This window comes from Bacillus cabrialesii (assembly GCF_004124315.2).
GTDB lineage: Bacteria > Bacillota > Bacilli > Bacillales > Bacillaceae > Bacillus > Bacillus cabrialesii.
In genome coordinates this window covers 2,382,437-2,398,869 of record NZ_CP096889.1, presented here as the reverse complement: position 1 = coordinate 2,398,869, position 16,433 = coordinate 2,382,437, and the positions used below count along the sequence as shown (strand labels likewise).

Genomic DNA, 16,433 nt, shown 5'->3' with positions numbered 1-16,433 from the left:
TATGTCAAAACAACAAATCGGCGTTATCGGACTTGCGGTCATGGGTAAAAATCTGGCTTTAAATATCGAAAGCCGGGGATTTTCTGTTTCTGTTTATAACAGATCAAGCAGTAAGACTGAGGAGTTTTTGCAGGAGGCAAAAGGCAAAAATGTTGTTGGCACATACAGCATTGAAGAGTTTGTTCAATCCTTGGAAACACCCCGCAAAATCTTATTAATGGTTAAAGCGGGAACGGCAACAGATGCGACAATTCAATCTCTTCTTCCTCATCTAGAGAAGGATGATATTTTAATTGACGGCGGAAATACATATTATAAAGATACACAGCGCCGTAACAAAGAACTCGCTGAAAGCGGCATTCATTTTATCGGAACAGGTGTTTCCGGCGGAGAAGAAGGAGCGCTTAAAGGGCCTTCTATCATGCCTGGCGGCCAAAAAGAAGCACATGAGCTTGTGAAGCCGATTCTTGAAGCGATTTCTGCAAAAGTTGACGGAGAACCTTGTACGACATATATTGGTCCGGACGGTGCAGGCCATTATGTGAAAATGGTCCACAACGGCATTGAATACGGAGATATGCAGCTGATCTCTGAATCTTACTTCATTCTGAAACAAGTGCTCGGCCTTTCAGCTGATGAGCTTCACGAAGTCTTCGCTGAATGGAATAAAGGCGAGCTTGACAGCTATCTGATTGAGATTACGGCTGACATCTTCACGAAAAAAGACGAAGAGACAGGCAAACCGCTTGTTGATGTGATTCTTGATAAAGCAGGACAAAAAGGAACAGGAAAATGGACAAGCCAAAGCGCGCTTGACTTAGGTGTTCCGCTTCCAATTATTACCGAGTCTGTATTCGCGCGCTTTATCTCAGCTATGAAGGAAGAGCGTGTGAAAGCGAGCGGTCTTCTTTCAGGACCGGAAGTGAAGCCTGTTACAGAAAATAAAGAAGAGTTGATTGAGGCAGTCAGAAAAGCGCTGTTCATGAGTAAAATCTGTTCTTATGCGCAAGGGTTTGCCCAAATGAAAGCTGCTTCTGAAGAATATAACTGGGATCTTAAATACGGTGAAATCGCTATGATCTTCCGCGGCGGCTGCATCATCCGAGCGGCGTTCCTTCAGAAGATCAAAGAAGCTTACGATCGCGAACCTGAGCTTGACAACCTGCTTCTTGACAGCTACTTCAAAAATATTGTAGAAAGCTACCAAGGAGCGCTTCGCCAAGTGATTTCACTTGCAGTTGCCCAAGGAGTGCCGGTGCCATCGTTCTCAAGCGCATTGGCTTACTATGACAGCTACCGCACAGCCGTACTCCCTGCAAACTTAATTCAAGCGCAGCGTGACTACTTTGGCGCTCATACTTATGAGCGTACTGATAAAGAAGGCATCTTCCATACTGAATGGATGAAGTAATCAATAGAAACCCCCGAAGCTCTTAGGGCTTCGGGGGTTTTGTTTGTAAATATTTATATGCAGAAAAAGCCGGAAACGCTCATGAGCATTTCCGGCTTTTTCCGTATTATATATTCCACCAATGCAAGCCGTCTTTCGCCAAAAGATCATCAGATGCTTTCGGTCCCATAGAGCCTGATTCGTAGTTTGGAGATAAGGTTTTGTTTGCTGCCCATGATTCAGAGATGGAGTCGACAAAGCTCCAAGAAAGGGCAACTTCATCCCAGTGTGCAAAGTTTGTTGCATCGCCAAGAAGACAGTCGTGAATTAATTTTTCATACGCTTCAGGAGTGTTCATCTCGTCATTGCAATTGCTGCAGTAATCCAGTTTGATTGGCTGAGCATGTGCTGCTCCGCCAAGCTTTTTAGCATTTAAGTAAAGCGTAATGCCTTCGTCAGGCTGAATATGGATGACGAGCAAGTTCGGATTCATGTTATTTTCATTGCCATAGTACAGGTTCATCGGAATGTCCTTGAATTGGACGACGATTTTTGTGGTCTTTTCTTTCATCCGTTTTCCGGTACGGATATAGAACGGAACACCAGCCCATCTGAAGTTATCGATCAAAAGCTTCCCTGAAACAAAGGTCTCCGTATTGGAGTCAGGAGCGACATTTTCCTCATCTGTATAAGCAGGAACCGGCACACCGTCAATTTCACCGGCTTGGTATTGTCCGCGCACAAAGTACTCATCCACTTCGTCTTTTTTAATAGGGCGGAGCGCTCTCAGAACCTTTACTTTTTCGCTGCGGATTTCTTCTGTATTCAATTTGATCGGCGGCTCCATTGCAAGCAGGGCAACCATCTGCATAATGTGGTTTTGCACCATGTCGCGCAGGGCGCCTGATTTTTCGTAATATCTTGCACGGTCCTCGACGCCAAGTGATTCGCTGGATGTAATTTGAATGTTTGAGATGTAGCGGTTTGTCCAAAGCGGTTCGAAAATCGCATTGGCAAATCGAATCACTTCAATGTTCTGAACCATTTGTTTGCCTAGATAATGGTCGATTCTGTAAATTTGATCCTCTGTAAACGCTTCGCGGATTTCTTTGTTCAATGCCTGTGCGCTTGGCAGATCATGGCCGAACGGCTTTTCAATGACAAGGCGCGACCAGCCTGTTGTTGCTGTTACACCTTCTGATTTTAATGTTTTTGCAATTGTTCCGAAGAATTCAGGAGCCATTGCCAAGTAGAACATTCTGTTGTTCGGAATTTGATATGTATCTTCCAGCTGGTTAAGCAATACGTTAAGCTCTTGATAAGAGCTAGGGTTTGTCACGTCAAACGGGTGATAGTAAAAATGAGACGTGAAATCATCTATATGTTTATCTGCAGATGAGGAAATGGATGTTTTAACGGTTTGGCGAAGATCCTCATTAGACCAAGGTCTTCTTCCAACTCCTACAACTGCAAATTCTTCTCCGATTTGTCCGTTTTGGTATAAACGGTGAATAGACGGATACAGCTTTCGTTTTGCTAAATCTCCAGTTGCACCGAATATGACAATTACTGCTTTTGGCTGTTGGTTTGTTTTCACTAAAAGTACCTCACTTTATTCGAAGCTTTATTTTAGTACACCCCGTATATTTCCTTCATTTTAAATCTAAAATTCAACGAAAGCAAACATTTCAGCCCATTTTTTGCTGAATGCCGTAAAAATGTTTCTAGAACGAAAGGATTGTTCCTTTTAAGGGCAAGATTCACATTTCGCGCATGATCCTGTATTCTTGTAGGTAACTAGTTCTAGTAGGAGGAAGGAAACGTGGAATTACTTTTTTTAGGGACAGGAGCCGGCATTCCCGCGAAGGCGAGAAACGTAACGTCTGTCGCATTAAAATTGCTTGAAGAAAGGCGTTCGATATGGCTGTTTGACTGTGGGGAAGCCACGCAGCATCAAATTTTACATACAACGATTAAACCTCGTAAAATAGAAAAAATCTTTATTACCCACATGCACGGCGATCATGTATACGGGCTTCCGGGGCTTCTGGGGAGCCGTTCCTTTCAAGGCGGAGAAGACGAGCTGACGGTGTACGGCCCTAAAGGGATTAAGGCGTTCATTGAAACAAGTCTTGCCGTTACGAAAACCCATTTGACATATCCGCTTGTGATCAAGGAAATCGAAGAAGGCACCGTGTTTGAAGATAGTCAGTTTATTGTTACAGCAGCAACTGTTATTCACGGAGTAGAAGCGTTCGGGTACCGTGTGCAGGAAAAAGACGTACCAGGTTCCTTAAAGGCGGATTTATTGAAAGAAATGAACATCCCGCCCGGACCTGTGTATCAAAGAATCAAAAAAGGCGAAACGGTAACGCTTGAAGACGGGCGCATCATTAATGGGTATGATTTTCTGGAGCCTCCCAAAAAGGGAAGAGCTGTAGTGTTTTCCGGGGATACGAGAGTAAGTGACAAACTAAAGGAGCTTGCAACGGATTGTGATGTGCTTATTCATGAAGCGACCTTTGCTAAGGAAGATCGGAAACTTGCTTATGATTATTTTCACAGTACAACAGAACAAGCTGCCGTAACAGCGAAAGAAGCCGGAGCGAAGCAGCTCATATTAACCCATATCAGCGCAAGATATCAGGGAGAGGCCTCTTTGGAGCTTCAAAAAGAAGCGGCTGACGTTTTCCCAAACAGCGTGGTTTCATATGATTTCTTAGAGGTAAACATCCCGCGAGGCTGAAGGAATAGTTCTTATTTGACAATTTTTGCTGACGTTGTATAATAAAACGTAACCATTACGCTTTATGAGGAGATGTTAACTATGAGAGTCAATGTTACTTTAGCCTGCACAGAAACGGGAGACCGAAATTACATCACAACAAAAAACAAACGCACCAATCCAGACCGTTTAGAGCTGAAAAAATATTCACCGCGCTTAAAAAAATATACCCTTCATCGCGAAACAAAATAACAAAAAAAAGACCGGCTGATGCACCCGGTCTTTTTTTGTTAATTGACTGCCTGATAAAGCGGGGCGGCCTGCTGGCACGCTGCGCACCATACGTCATAAATAGCCAAATGAACGATGTGAGGTTCATCATGATGGATGTTGTGCGAGCTGTTTTTAGCTTGAATCCAGCCGCTTTGGTTAGAGAGAGACAATATGCTGCTGTGCAGGTTTTGCCACTCCTGTTCGTCAGCGAATTTCTGTGTCCGTTCACCTGATGACAACACAAGAAGAGGCATGTTTCCTAAGTGGATTTGCCGCTGGTTGAGCACATGCAGACTTTTTGAGAATTCTGCATGTGTGCCTTCAAGCATCATTTTTCTCGTATATGGTTTGTGCATTTCTTCGGGTATAAAGGTGAAGCTGGCGCAATCTCCTAAAGCTGGGTCAAGAAGGACCATGCCGATAATATCACACCTGTTTTTGCAGGCCCATAAACCGGTGATGACAGCTCCGTAAGAGTGTGAAACAGCCAGATAAGGAGGTTTTACATCTGCCGCTTTAAGCAAACTCTCTAATTCTTTCACCTGTTGTTCAGCTGTTCGTTTAGCGGTGCTGTGTCCGCTTTTCCCTATTCCTGCCCGATCATATGTGAAAATGCCAAATTCATCATCAATGTCCGCCATTAATGGTTTCCACGTTTCAGAAGAAGTACCGTAGCCGGCCTCAAAGACAATCGTTACACCATTTGATCCTCTCCGGTGTTGTGTATGAAATGCACAACCGTCAATCGTATATGTCTTTTCCATCCAAGCTGAGTTCATTGGAGTCATCTCCTCTAATTGTTTCTACTAGGGAGACGGAGAACTCGCGCTGATCGTTTCTCTAAAATGAAAAAAAGAGATATCCGGTTGAGGATATCTCTTATGGACATTACCAGCCTCTTTCGTATTGAACAGGGGCAGGAATCTCTGTATGAAGCTGTTTCGCAGCCGTTCTTGCAAAGAATGGATCCCGCAAAAGCTCTCTGCCGATGAAGATGAGGTCGGCACGTCCGTTTTGCAGAATTTCTTCAGCCATTGAACCGTCTGTGATCATGCCGACAGCACCAGTTGCCATGTCAGCCTGTTCACGGATTTTTTCAGCGAAGCTGACCTGATATCCAGGAAATACGTTAATGTCTGCATGAACAAGGGCGCCTGAGCTGCAGTCAATTAAGTCAACACCTTGCTCCTTCATCCATTTTGCAAAACCGATGTGATCAGCGATGTCTAAGCCTTTGTCTGTATAGTCAGACGCAGATACACGGACAAATAAAGGACCGTCCCATACTTGTTTGACTTCATCGATGACTTCTCTCAAGAAACGATAGCGGTTTTCAGGTGAGCCGCCGTATTCATCTGTGCGATGGTTGGAAAGCGGGGATAAAAATTCGTGAATTAAATATCCGTGCGCCGCATGAATTTCAATTACATCAAAGCCGGCTTCTTTTGCGCGGGCAGCCGCTTGTTTGAACTCCTGAATCGTTTCTTTTATTTTTTCTGCTGACATTTCAACAGGTGTTGCTGATTGTTCGTCAAACGCAATCGCCGATGGAGCGAAGATATCTCCTTCAAGCTCTGCTTTACGTCCGGCATGGGCAAGCTGAATGCCGATTTTTGAGCCTTGTTCTTTGACCTGCTCAGTCAGTTTGGCAAAGCCTTCAATATGCTCGTCACTCCAAATTCCTAAGTCTTGGTCCGTGATTCGTCCTTGAGGATTAACTGCTGATGCCTCGACAATAATCAGCCCGACCTGGCCGATTGCGCGCGATATGTAATGTGCCATGTGGAACGGCGTTAATTTTCCGTCCTTTTCATGAGAAGAGTACATGCACATTGGCGACATGACAATTCGGTTTTTTAACGTCATATCTTTAATTGTAATCGGTGTGAATAATTTTCTAGGCATTTCTTTCGCCTCCCGTAAGGTTTTTAGAGGTTGATTATATCAAGTCATTTCTTTCCCGTCATATAAACTGCTCAAACGATCTCTTTTTGTCGAACTTTTCTGTATAATGAACAAGAGAATCATCTTATTTTTCAGGTTAGAAGCGTTTTTATACATAGGAGGGGCGGAGATCGATGAATTGGCAGACGAAGGACGAATTGCTGACCCTTTTAACTTCTCTAGTGCAATACGAAAGCATCACAGGTTCAAAGGGAGAGGCGGCACTTGCAGAATATCTTTATTTTATTTTGAAGGACAAGCCTTATTTTCAAAAACATTCTGATGATGTAACACTTCATCCGATGGACGATGGCAGATCCTTTCTTACGGCTCTTGTCAAAAAAAAGAATGTCAAAAAGACAGTGCTTTTGCTGAGCCATTTTGACGTTGTTGACATAGAAGATTACGGAGAATTCAAACATATGGCTTGTAAGCCTGCTGAGCTTTTGAGCTCCTTTTTAGAGAAAAAAGAGCTGCTTCCGGAACGTGTGAGAACAGATGCTGAAAGCGGGGACTGGCTGTTTGGAAGAGGGACGATGGATATGAAGGCAGGGCTTGCCGTTCAGCTGTCGATGCTTGAGCGGGCAATGAACGGTGAATTTGAGGGCAATTTGCTGCTGATTACGGTTCCTGACGAGGAAGTGAATTCAAGAGGCATGATTCAAGCGGTTCCTGTATTGAAGGAAATGGAGAAAAAGCATGATATCACATTAACCGTTTGCCTGAATGCTGAACCGATGTTTGAAAAATTTCCTGGCGACCAGCAGCAATATTTTTATACAGGAAGCATTGGCAAGGTGCTTGCGGGATTTTTCTGCAAGGGGATCGAAACCCATGTCGGAGAGCCGTTTTCAGGCATAAACGCAAATTTAATGGTATCTGAGATGAACCGTTTGCTTGAACTGAATGCCGATTATTGTGAAAAGATTGACGGTGAAGTCACTCCGCCGCCGGTAAACTTAATGCAAAAGGACTTGAAAGAGTCGTATTCAGTTCAGACACCGCATACAGCTGTCACGTTATTTAATGTGCTGTCAATGAAACGCTCGGCTAGTGAGCTGCATCAGATGCTGCTGAAAACCGCAGAACAGGCGGCGGAGGAAATAACCGCGAACATTCGGAAGAAAACACAGGATTTTCAGCAATTTGAGCCATTCCAGCCGATTGAACGGGCCATCACTGTTTTGACATTTGATGAGCTCATCGCGCGTGCGAAAAAGCGTGCTGGAAACTCGGAAACAGAGCGGGTTTTGAATTATGCCTTTGCCAACAGGGGAGATCTTGGAGACAGGGATTTTTCGACCAAAATTGTGTCTGAGCTTGCTTCGCTTTGTAAAGAGGATGCGCCGCTCATCGTTCTTTTTTACAGCCCGCCGTTTTATCCGGCGGTTTCTTCAAAGGACGATCAATTGATCAGGCATACAGCTGAGCGGCTCATGCATTATGCGGCTGACGAGTACGGCATAGCATTGCGGGAGATTCAGTATTTCCCCGGACTTTCAGACTTAAGCTATCTGCAGCTGGAAAAGCAGGATGTCGACGCTTACACAAACAATATGCCGCTCTTTAACAGAGGATATTCACTGCCAAGCGGAAAAGAGGCTTTATATGTCCCGGTTTTAAATGTCGGTCCGGCTGGAAAAGACCCGCACAAATGGACGGAAAGACTGTATATGCCTTATTCCTTTGAGGTGCTTCCCGACCTGCTTTCATTTACGATCTCCGCGCTATTCAAACAATCGGAAACAGCCGGTCATCAGTTGGAGGAAAAATAAAAGACAGAAGGCCTTGGCCTTCTGTCTTTGTGCTTTCATTTATGAATGCCTCTCTAAAGCCGCTCCGGCAAACTGCTCTTTGATCTCCGCGCTGCGTTTAGCGGTCTCTTCAATACAGTGAATAATCGCTTCTTCAAAGCGGGATTCCTGTAAAGCACGAAGGCCTGCCTCTGTTGTGCCCCCCGGACTCGTGATTTCCTTGCGGAGCTGTGCGGGCTGTTTGCCGCTTTGGAGGAGCATCTCCGTCGCCCCCGCCATTGTCTGCAAAATAAGCGCTTTTGCTGTTTCCTCATCCAATCCTACTTTCTGCGCCGCTTTTTCCATTGCCTCAATATAACGGTACACGTAGGCCGGACCGCTTCCGGCGATCGCCGTGACAGCGTCAAGATGCGGTTCCTCAACCAGTGTGGCATCACCGATTGTTTCCAATAAAGCCGTTGCGGCGATAATATCATCCTGACTTGCTTCCGCGCTTACGGAAAATCCGGTTGCTGATTTTCTGATGGCTGCCGATGTATTAGGCATGACGCGAATGATCGCGAGCCGCCTGCCAAAATAGTGCTGAATTGTTTCAATGGTAAGGCCTGCAAGCACTGAAATCACAAGCTGGTCCTTGATATACGGACGGATGCTGTCAATGCTTTCCGCCGCGTCCTTCGGTTTAAAAGCGAGAATGATGATATCGGTTTGAGTGAAAAACTCATTTTTATCTCTGCATGGACGCACGCCGTACGTTTCCTTTAATTCAATCAGACGCTCGTCATTTGAGCGGTTTGTGATATAGATATGTTCTGGTTTTGTAATGCCGCTTTGCAAAAAACCGTTAATCATTGCTTCTGCCATGGACCCGGCGCCGACAAATCCTATCTTTTTCATTGATATCCTCCTTCTATCAGAACAACAAAAAACCCTTTCATCACGTAAAGGACGAAAAGGTTCGCGGTACCACCCTCATTAGCACAGATTGTGCCCAGCTCAAATCCCGTAACGCGGGAAACGTTTAGGTTTTCCTAACCGCGACTTGAGGGCAGGTTCTACAAACAAGCGGGCCGCGATACCTTTCAGCCGGGGGTATCGCTCTCTTTGGCCATTGCCTTGTGTACTATTCCTCGTCATAGCGTTCCAATGGTTTCTCGTTTTAGTTTGTTGTTCATTATGCAATGGCGGACAAGCTAATGTCAATAGCTTTTTCAAAAAGGGTTGTTCTCATTCAGCAATAATGACACAAGACCGAGAAAAAGCTAAAATATGAATAATGAATGAAGACAAGGAGCGAAAGGATGACAACTGCAGATGTAATTGCGATACGCGTCCCGACGCCATTTGCTGTCGGCGATGTTCTCGTTTACTTAGTAAAAGGCGATGCGCTGACACTTATCGATGTTGGGCCGAATACAAAGGAGGCTGTCAGAGCCCTTCAAGAGCAGCTTGCCGCTGTAAATGTGAAAATGTCAGATATTGAGCAGGTTGTACTGACTCACCATCACGCTGATCATACAGGCTTGCTTGATGTCTTTCCTGATGGAATCGAAGTGATTGGACATCCGTTCAACGAACCTTATATCAGCCGAAATCAAACTTTTATGGATTGGCAAAAACGTTTTTTTCAAAAACTGCTGCCGGAATTAGGCGTTCCTTTTGATACGGGTAAGGCAGATAAGCTGATTCGGTCCGCGTACGCATTTTCCTGTACGAGATCCCTGACGAAAACAGTCAGAGAAGGCATGAGCATTGATGGGCTTGAGGGCTGGTCGGTTTTGGAGATGCCCGGACATGCCGAATCACATATCGTTCTTTTCCATGAAAAAAGCGGGAGAATGCTTGGCGGCGATCTTCTGCTGGCCAACAGCTCGTCTAATCCGATTCTGGAAGCGCCGAAAGCGGGAGACATAAGGTCAAAGCCCTTAGTGGATTATCAGCGGTCTTTGCGAAGGCTTTCTGAACTTGATCCAACAATCGTGTTTCCAGGTCACGGCGAGACGATCACGAGCGTACAAACACTGATTGAGAAGCGGTTTGACAAGCAGAGAAATAGGACGGAGGATGTGCGGCGCATGCTGGAAGAAAAGCCGATGACCGCTTTTCAGGTTTGTCAGCAGCTTTTTCCTTCTGTGTATGAAAAGGAATTATTTTTAACGATGTCAGAAACGGCGGGGCATCTTGATGTGCTGGAGAGTGAGGAAGCCATCACGTCATATCGGGAAGGAAATACTGCATACTTTAAAACAATAAAGAGGTGAAATGGGTGAAACATATAGAGGGAAAGCGGATTTGGATAACCGGCGCTTCAGGAGGGCTCGGTGAAAGAATCGCATACTTATGCGCGGCTGAAGGTGCCCATGTCGTGCTGTCAGCAAGACGTGAGGATCGTTTGCTTGAAATAAAAAGGAAAATAACCGAGGAATGGAGCGGCCAGTGTGAGATTTTTCCCCTCGATGTCGGCCGCCTAGAGGATGTTGCTCTTGTCCGCGATCAGATCGGATCGGTGGATGTGCTGATCAACAATGCGGGCTTCGGTATTTTTGAAACGGTTTTAGACTCGACACTGGATGACATGAAAGCGATGTTTGATGTGAATGTCTTCGGCCTGATCGCCTGTACAAAAGCTGTGCTTCCGCAAATGCTTGAGAAAAAAAGGGGCCATATCATCAATATCGCTTCTCAAGCGGGAAAAATTGCAACACCGAAGTCGAGTCTTTATTCCGCGACAAAACATGCCGTGCTCGGCTACTCAAACGCTTTACGGATGGAGCTATCGGGAACAGGCATTTATGTGACAACAGTCAATCCGGGACCGATTCAGACGGACTTTTTTTCCATTGCTGATAAAGGCGGGGACTACGTCAAAAATGTCAGCCGCTGGATGCTTGATCCCGATGACGTGGCAGCTCAAATTACAGCTGCAATTTTCACGAACAAACGGGAGATCAATCTTCCGCGCTTAATGAATGCCGGCACCAAGCTGTATCAATTGTTTCCTGCTCTCGTTGAAAAGCTGGCAGGACGCGCGTTTATGAAAAAATAACGATGGAACTGCCTGTGGCGAGATGGCTTGTTGGCATGCTCACAGGCAGTTTGATAGAGGAAGGGAGAAATATTTGGATGTCGATCAATCAAGAAGCCCTTCATGTTCTGCTCAAAGATCCGTTCATTCAGAAACTGATTGACGCAGAGCCTGTTTTCTGGGCAAATCCGGGGAAGAAAGAGGACCCGTTATTTCATGCAGATGAGTGGGAAAGTGAGATAGCGGAGGCGGAAAAAAGGCTGCGTCGATTTGCTCCTTATATTGCCGAGGTGTTTCCTGAGACGAAAGATGCCAAAGGAATGATCGAGTCTCCGCTTTTTGAAATGCAGCATATGAAGGAAAAGCTTGAAGCGGCATATCAGCAGCCATTTCCGGGAAAATGGCTTTTAAAGTGCGACCATGAGCTTCCGATTTCAGGCTCGATTAAAGCGCGGGGCGGGATTTATGAAGTATTAAAGCATGCTGAAAAGCTGGCGCTTCAAGAAGGAATGCTTCAGGAAACCGATGATTACCGCATTTTACAGGAAGAGCGGTTTGCCGATTTTTTCTCCCGCTATTCGATCGCTGTCGGTTCGACTGGAAACTTGGGGTTAAGCATCGGCATCATCGGCGCCGCACTCGGATTTCGCGTGACAGTGCATATGTCCGCTGACGCTAAGCAGTGGAAAAAGGATCTCCTTCGCCAAAAGGGTGTCAATGTCATGGAGTATGAATCGGATTACAGTGAAGCGGTGAAAGCAGGGAGACGGCAGGCGGAACAAGATCCATTCTGTTATTTCATTGATGATGAACATTCCCGCCAGCTGTTTTTAGGATATGCTGTGGCTGCCAGCCGCTTAAAAACGCAGCTCGACTGTATGAATATACAACCAAGTCTTGAGACACCGCTGTTTGTCTATCTGCCATGCGGTGTCGGCGGAGGTCCGGGCGGTGTGGCATTTGGACTGAAGCTTTTATATGGAGACCATGTTCATGTGTTTTTTGCCGAGCCGACTCATTCACCGTGTATGCTGCTGGGACTTTATTCCGGCCTCCACGAGCAGATTTCTGTCCAGAATATCGGTCTTGATAATCGGACGGCTGCTGACGGGCTTGCCGTAGGGAGACCTTCAGGATTTGTCGGCAAGCTCATTGAACCTCTTTTGAGCGGCTGTTATACCGTAGAGGACGATACGCTTTATACCTTGCTTCATATGCTGGCTGTATCTGAAAATCAATATTTAGAACCCTCTGCTCTTGCGGGCATGTTTGGGCCAATTCAGCTTTTTTCGACAGAAGAGGGAAGACGCTGCATGCAGAAACATCACATGGAACATGCCGTACATGTCGTCTGGGGAACGGGAGGAAGCATGGTTCCACAAGAAGAAATGGCCGGGTATAACCGAATTGGCGCGGATTTGCTGAAAAACGAAATGAAAAAATAAGCAGACAGTGAAAGGGTTTTCCGTTACAATCTTTGTAAGGGTTTTAACCTACAGAGAGTCAGGTGTAAACAGTGAAAAATAAAGAGCTTAATTTACATACTTTATATACACAGCATAATCGTGAGTCTTGGTCTGGCTTTGGGGGACATTTGTCGATTGCTGTTTCTGAAGAAGAAGCAAAAGCCGTGGAAGGGCTGAATGATTATCTTTCTGTCGAGGAAGTGGAGACGATTTATATTCCGCTTGTTCGCTTACTTCATTTGCATGTCAAGTCTGCCGCTGAACGCAATAAGCATGTGAATGTGTTTTTGAAGCATCCCCATTCAGCCAAAATTCCGTTTATTATCGGCATCGCCGGCAGTGTGGCCGTCGGAAAAAGCACAACGGCCCGGATCTTGCAGAAGCTGCTTTCGCGTTTGCCGGACCGCCCTAAAGTGAGCCTTATCACAACAGATGGTTTTTTATTTCCTACAGCCGAGCTGAAAAAGAAAAATATGCTGTCAAGAAAAGGATTTCCCGAGAGCTATGACGTAAAGGCGCTGCTCGAATTTTTGAATGACTTAAAATCAGGTAAAGACAGAGTGAAGGCCCCGGTGTATTCCCATCTTACCTATGACCGCGAGGAGGGTGTGTTCGAGGTTGTGGAGCAGGCCGATATTGTGATTATTGAAGGCATTAATGTTCTTCAGTCGCCCACCTTGGAGGATGACCGGGAAAATCCGCGTATTTTTGTTTCCGATTTCTTTGATTTTTCGATTTATGTGGATGCGGAGGAAAGCCGGATTTTCACTTGGTATTTAGAGCGTTTTCGTCTGCTTCGGGAAACTGCTTTTCAAAATCCTGATTCATACTTTCATAAATTTAAAGACTTGTCTGATCAGGAGGCTGACGAGATGGCAGCCTCGATTTGGGAGAGTGTCAACCGGCCGAATTTATATGAAAATATCCTGCCGACTAAATTCAGGTCAGATCTCATTTTGCGTAAGGGAGACGGGCATAAGGTCGAGGAAGTGCTGGTAAGGAGGGTATGAAACTGTGCATCATATTGAACTGTATGTCTCTGATTTGGAGACGTCTAGGCGGTTTTGGGGCTGGTTCTTAAAAGAACTTGGCTATAAAGAGTACCAAAAATGGAGCTCAGGCATCAGCTGGAAGAAAGATGGTTTTTACTTAGTAATTGTGCAGGCGAAAGAGCCTTTTCTAGAGCCGGAATACCATAGATGCCGAGTCGGTCTGAACCATCTCGCATTTCATGCTGAATCCAAGCATCAAGTCGATCAGATGACCGAAAAATTAACGGCAAAAGGCTATCGTGTGTTGTACCGAGACAGGCATCCTTTTGCCGGAGGAGACGGGCATTATGCAGTTTATTGTGAGGATCCTGACCGGATGAAGGTAGAGCTCGTTGCCCCAAGTGGTTAATCGTGATCTTCGGGCAGGCTGTTAAGCTTTTTCTCCATGCGATCCAGCTGCGCTTTTCGGTTCTTCGCATACTTGAAGCCTGTAACAGCTGCAAAGATGACAGCGGCAAACACGATAAATACGAAAAGCTGAAACATCACATCACCTATATTCATGTGCATCACCTCATTTTTGCGGGAGAGATTGGTTCTCTCCCGTTTTTTTGTTTAAAGCGGCTTTTCCAGCGCGGACCGGTGTTTTGTCATTTCCGTTTTCATCTGCCGATAGGCAAACGCTAAAAATGGCAGGCCGAGCAGGGTGATGCCGCTCAGGACAGAAAAAATAAAAATCGGCCGGCCGGCGCCGAACAGGTCTATACATATACCCCCGACCCAGGGACCGATGACGTTTCCGAGCTGTGAAAAACCAATTGCCCCGAAATAAGTGCCTTTTAATCCTGGTTTTGCAATCTGGTCTACAAACAAATCCATCATAGAGAATAAAAGCACTTCGCCGATTGTAAATGTGACCACAATCATCACAAGTGATGAAACGCCGTGTGATATGGTGAAAATGGCCATGCTGATACTCACCATCACATTACCGAGCATCAGGGAGCAAAGCGGCGAAAAACGTTTTGCAAAATGGACAATGGGAAATTGCGTTGCCAACACAACGATTGCGTTTAATGTCAGCATCAACCCATACAGCTTCGTTCCGTTGCCCATCAAGGGGTTTTGCGCCATATACTGCGGGAATGTGGAACTGAATTGTGAGTAGCCGAAGGTGCATAGCGCAATGCCGACCAGAGCAATTGTAAAAAGATGATCCTTTTGCGTCACCATAAACGCTTCCCGTACGCTCATATTCCGTGATTGGTCTTGTGCTGGCGAGGATGAATGCTTTTTAAATTGGATGGCAAGCACGAGGCCGTATAGTCCGTAAATGACGGCAGGCGCCAAAAAGGGTGCGGTCGATTGCGACGAGCCAAAATACAGGCCAAGCACCGGCCCGAAGACAACGCCGATATTAATAGCTGCATAGCGTAAATTAAAAACAAGCAGTCTCGTTTTTTCTTCTGTCATATCAGACAGCAACGCCTTTGAAGCGGGCTCAAACAATGATTTGCAAAGGCCGTTTAATGCGTTTACCACAAAAAACACCCACAGATGAGATGCCGCCGCAAATCCTGCAAATACCAGCATCCAGCCGAAAATGGATACAAGCATCATGTTTTTTCTGCCGAATTTGTCCGAGATATATCCGCCGTAAAAGCTTGCAAGGATGCCGACTGATGAGCTTGCGGCGATGACCAGCCCTGCATAGGAGGCTGATGCGCCTTCGACTGCTGTTAAATAAATGGCTAAAAAAGGAATGCTCATTGATGTTGCCATTCTGCCAAAAATGGTTCCGATAATAATTGTCCAGCTGATCGAGTGGATCTCTTTCCATTTCTTCATGAATCGTATTCTCTCCTATATGTAAGATCTTTTCTATCATATATGAAAAAATTTCCTTGTCCAATGGGGAATTCAAAATATTTTGTTATTGACATGAAACATGTGTGGTTGTATGAAATTCAATATCCTATGGTGAAGGATGGGGTACCCCGTTGAAATTGAAGTTAAAGCATTCGGAGGGAGAATGACGATATGTTCGACTCTTATCTATGTGTGGAAACACAATATGAATTGATGCGGGCATTTTCAAGCAATCAGGCAGGGCGTGGAAGGATACGGATGCCTGTTTGATGCATGAAAGCCAGTGTTTTTAACCTATCAGGATGCGGGTTGCGTTTTGCGAATGCTCAGTGGTGACGGACATGAAATCAAGATTTACGCGCACGAACTGGGCGGCCTTATTATAGGGGACAGCTTCCGCTGATGAAAACCGGCATGAGCCGCTGGACAGAAGAAGAGGCCGCGTCCTTTTCGGATGAATGAAAGAAGAGTTGCGAAAATAAATAACACGCTTGAGAATGGACAGCTTACCCGTTTTGCGGGGGCATTCGGGTGGCTTTTACGCCGGGAGCACTATGAATCTATGGCGCGTGAAAATATCCTGCTTTGCTTTCTCTGCAGGCCTTTCTGCCGTATGTCACCTGTGACTGTTATTTGTTTTTTCAAAGGGAAGCCGCATCAGCGGCTGAAAGAAATGACAGTCAGATTCGGACGCTGTGCGGTGTGGCCGGCGTTTAAGAGAACAGCCCTTGGTTTGTGACATAGTCATAAATGATATCTTCTATATGCGCATGCAGATCCTCATCGGGTTCTTCATTCCGCCTTTCTTCTAAGGCTGCTTTCAAGCTTTGTTTTTCATACGGGCTTAACGGATCTATGGCAACATTTCTGCCGTATTGGCGCAGTGCCTGTCCCATCATTTTTTCGACAAATTTCTCCATCATGACTCTCCTATCTTTATGCTTCGCTTTTATTCTACTAAATGTTTTTCTTCTCTCAAACCCTTGGATCATATT

At 45.5% G+C, this 16,433-nt stretch carries 17 protein-coding genes; 10 read left to right on the top strand and 7 right to left on the bottom strand.

The annotated features are described in order from the left end of the window. The first annotated feature begins 1 nt into the window (after position 1). Positions 2-1,411, top strand: a complete 1,410-nt coding sequence (gene gndA / locus EFK13_RS12120; protein ID WP_003230365.1) for an NADP-dependent phosphogluconate dehydrogenase — start codon at positions 2-4, stop codon at positions 1,409-1,411. A gap of 106 nt (positions 1,412-1,517) precedes the next feature. Here gndA and zwf read toward each other — a convergent pair whose 3' ends face one another. Further along, a complete protein-coding gene (gene zwf, locus EFK13_RS12115; RefSeq protein ID WP_129505231.1) occupies positions 1,518-2,987 on the bottom strand; it encodes a glucose-6-phosphate dehydrogenase in 1,470 nt (489 codons plus the stop codon). A gap of 225 nt (positions 2,988-3,212) precedes the next feature. On the opposite strand from zwf, the gene rnz reads away from it, so the two are divergent. After that, a complete protein-coding gene (gene rnz, locus EFK13_RS12110) occupies positions 3,213-4,136 on the top strand; it encodes a ribonuclease Z (protein ID WP_129505232.1) in 924 nt (307 codons plus the stop codon). A gap of 81 nt (positions 4,137-4,217) precedes the next feature. Further along, complete coding sequence (gene rpmG, locus EFK13_RS12105; protein ID WP_003226511.1) at positions 4,218-4,367, top strand: 50S ribosomal protein L33; 150 nt, start codon at positions 4,218-4,220, stop codon at positions 4,365-4,367. A 38-nt stretch (positions 4,368-4,405) separates the two neighbouring features. On the opposite strand, the gene EFK13_RS12100 is transcribed toward rpmG, so the two are convergent. Both EFK13_RS12100 and namA read right to left on the bottom strand, forming a co-directional pair. Further along, positions 4,406-5,167, bottom strand: a complete 762-nt coding sequence (locus tag EFK13_RS12100) for an alpha/beta fold hydrolase (RefSeq protein WP_129505233.1) — start codon at positions 5,165-5,167, stop codon at positions 4,406-4,408. 109 nt (positions 5,168-5,276) lie between these two features. Continuing rightward, positions 5,277-6,293 (bottom strand): NADPH dehydrogenase NamA, encoded by a 1,017-nt coding sequence (namA, locus tag EFK13_RS12095; RefSeq protein ID WP_129505234.1) that lies wholly within the window; start codon positions 6,291-6,293, stop codon positions 5,277-5,279. 173 nt (positions 6,294-6,466) lie between these two features. On the opposite strand from namA, the gene EFK13_RS12090 reads away from it, so the two are divergent. Beyond that, the gene (locus tag EFK13_RS12090; RefSeq protein WP_129505235.1) at positions 6,467-8,107 is read left to right on the top strand and encodes a M20/M25/M40 family metallo-hydrolase; all 1,641 of its coding nucleotides are present in this window, start codon (positions 6,467-6,469) and stop codon (positions 8,105-8,107) included. Positions 8,108-8,146: 39 nt separating this feature from the next. Here the strand turns inward: EFK13_RS12090 and proC are convergent, their stop codons facing one another. Next, positions 8,147-8,983, bottom strand: a complete 837-nt coding sequence (gene proC / locus EFK13_RS12085; protein WP_129505236.1) for a pyrroline-5-carboxylate reductase — start codon at positions 8,981-8,983, stop codon at positions 8,147-8,149. Positions 8,984-9,387: 404 nt separating this feature from the next. Between proC and EFK13_RS12080 the strand changes: the two genes are divergently transcribed. From EFK13_RS12080 to EFK13_RS12060, 5 genes are all read left to right on the top strand, one after another. Further along, complete coding sequence (locus tag EFK13_RS12080) at positions 9,388-10,347, top strand: MBL fold metallo-hydrolase (RefSeq protein WP_129505237.1); 960 nt, start codon at positions 9,388-9,390, stop codon at positions 10,345-10,347. Positions 10,348-10,352: 5 nt separating this feature from the next. Next, positions 10,353-11,132 (top strand): SDR family NAD(P)-dependent oxidoreductase, encoded by a 780-nt coding sequence (locus EFK13_RS12075; protein ID WP_129505238.1) that lies wholly within the window; start codon positions 10,353-10,355, stop codon positions 11,130-11,132. Between the two features lie 77 nt (positions 11,133-11,209). Continuing rightward, positions 11,210-12,556, top strand: a complete 1,347-nt coding sequence (gene dsdA / locus EFK13_RS12070; RefSeq protein WP_129505308.1) for a D-serine ammonia-lyase — start codon at positions 11,210-11,212, stop codon at positions 12,554-12,556. A gap of 71 nt (positions 12,557-12,627) precedes the next feature. After that, the gene (gene coaA, locus EFK13_RS12065; RefSeq protein WP_064815055.1) at positions 12,628-13,587 is read left to right on the top strand and encodes a type I pantothenate kinase; all 960 of its coding nucleotides are present in this window, start codon (positions 12,628-12,630) and stop codon (positions 13,585-13,587) included. Positions 13,588-13,591: 4 nt separating this feature from the next. Beyond that, on the top strand, positions 13,592-13,978 hold the full coding sequence (locus EFK13_RS12060; RefSeq protein ID WP_129505239.1) for a VOC family protein: 387 nt from the start codon (positions 13,592-13,594) through the stop codon (positions 13,976-13,978). Here the strand turns inward: EFK13_RS12060 and EFK13_RS12055 are convergent. Both EFK13_RS12055 and EFK13_RS12050 read right to left on the bottom strand, forming a co-directional pair. Beyond that, positions 13,975-14,133, bottom strand: coding sequence for a hypothetical protein (locus EFK13_RS12055; RefSeq protein WP_167470866.1), 159 nt, complete (start codon positions 14,131-14,133; stop codon positions 13,975-13,977). The two genes, EFK13_RS12060 and EFK13_RS12055, sit on opposite strands and share 4 nt — an antisense overlap. Before the next feature lie 51 nt (positions 14,134-14,184). Then, positions 14,185-15,417: an MDR family MFS transporter gene (locus tag EFK13_RS12050; protein WP_129505240.1), complete on the bottom strand. Its 1,233-nt coding sequence runs from the start codon at positions 15,415-15,417 to the stop codon at positions 14,185-14,187. Positions 15,418-15,892: 475 nt separating this feature from the next. Here EFK13_RS12050 and EFK13_RS12045 point away from each other — a divergent pair, with 475 nt between their 5' ends. After that, positions 15,893-16,177: a hypothetical protein gene (locus tag EFK13_RS12045; protein ID WP_129505241.1), complete on the top strand. Its 285-nt coding sequence runs from the start codon at positions 15,893-15,895 to the stop codon at positions 16,175-16,177. Here the strand turns inward: EFK13_RS12045 and EFK13_RS12040 are convergent. Next, positions 16,152-16,358 (bottom strand): YqzH family protein, encoded by a 207-nt coding sequence (locus tag EFK13_RS12040; RefSeq protein ID WP_003226541.1) that lies wholly within the window; start codon positions 16,356-16,358, stop codon positions 16,152-16,154. The two genes, EFK13_RS12045 and EFK13_RS12040, sit on opposite strands and share 26 nt — an antisense overlap. Between the last annotated feature and the right edge of the window lie 75 nt (positions 16,359-16,433).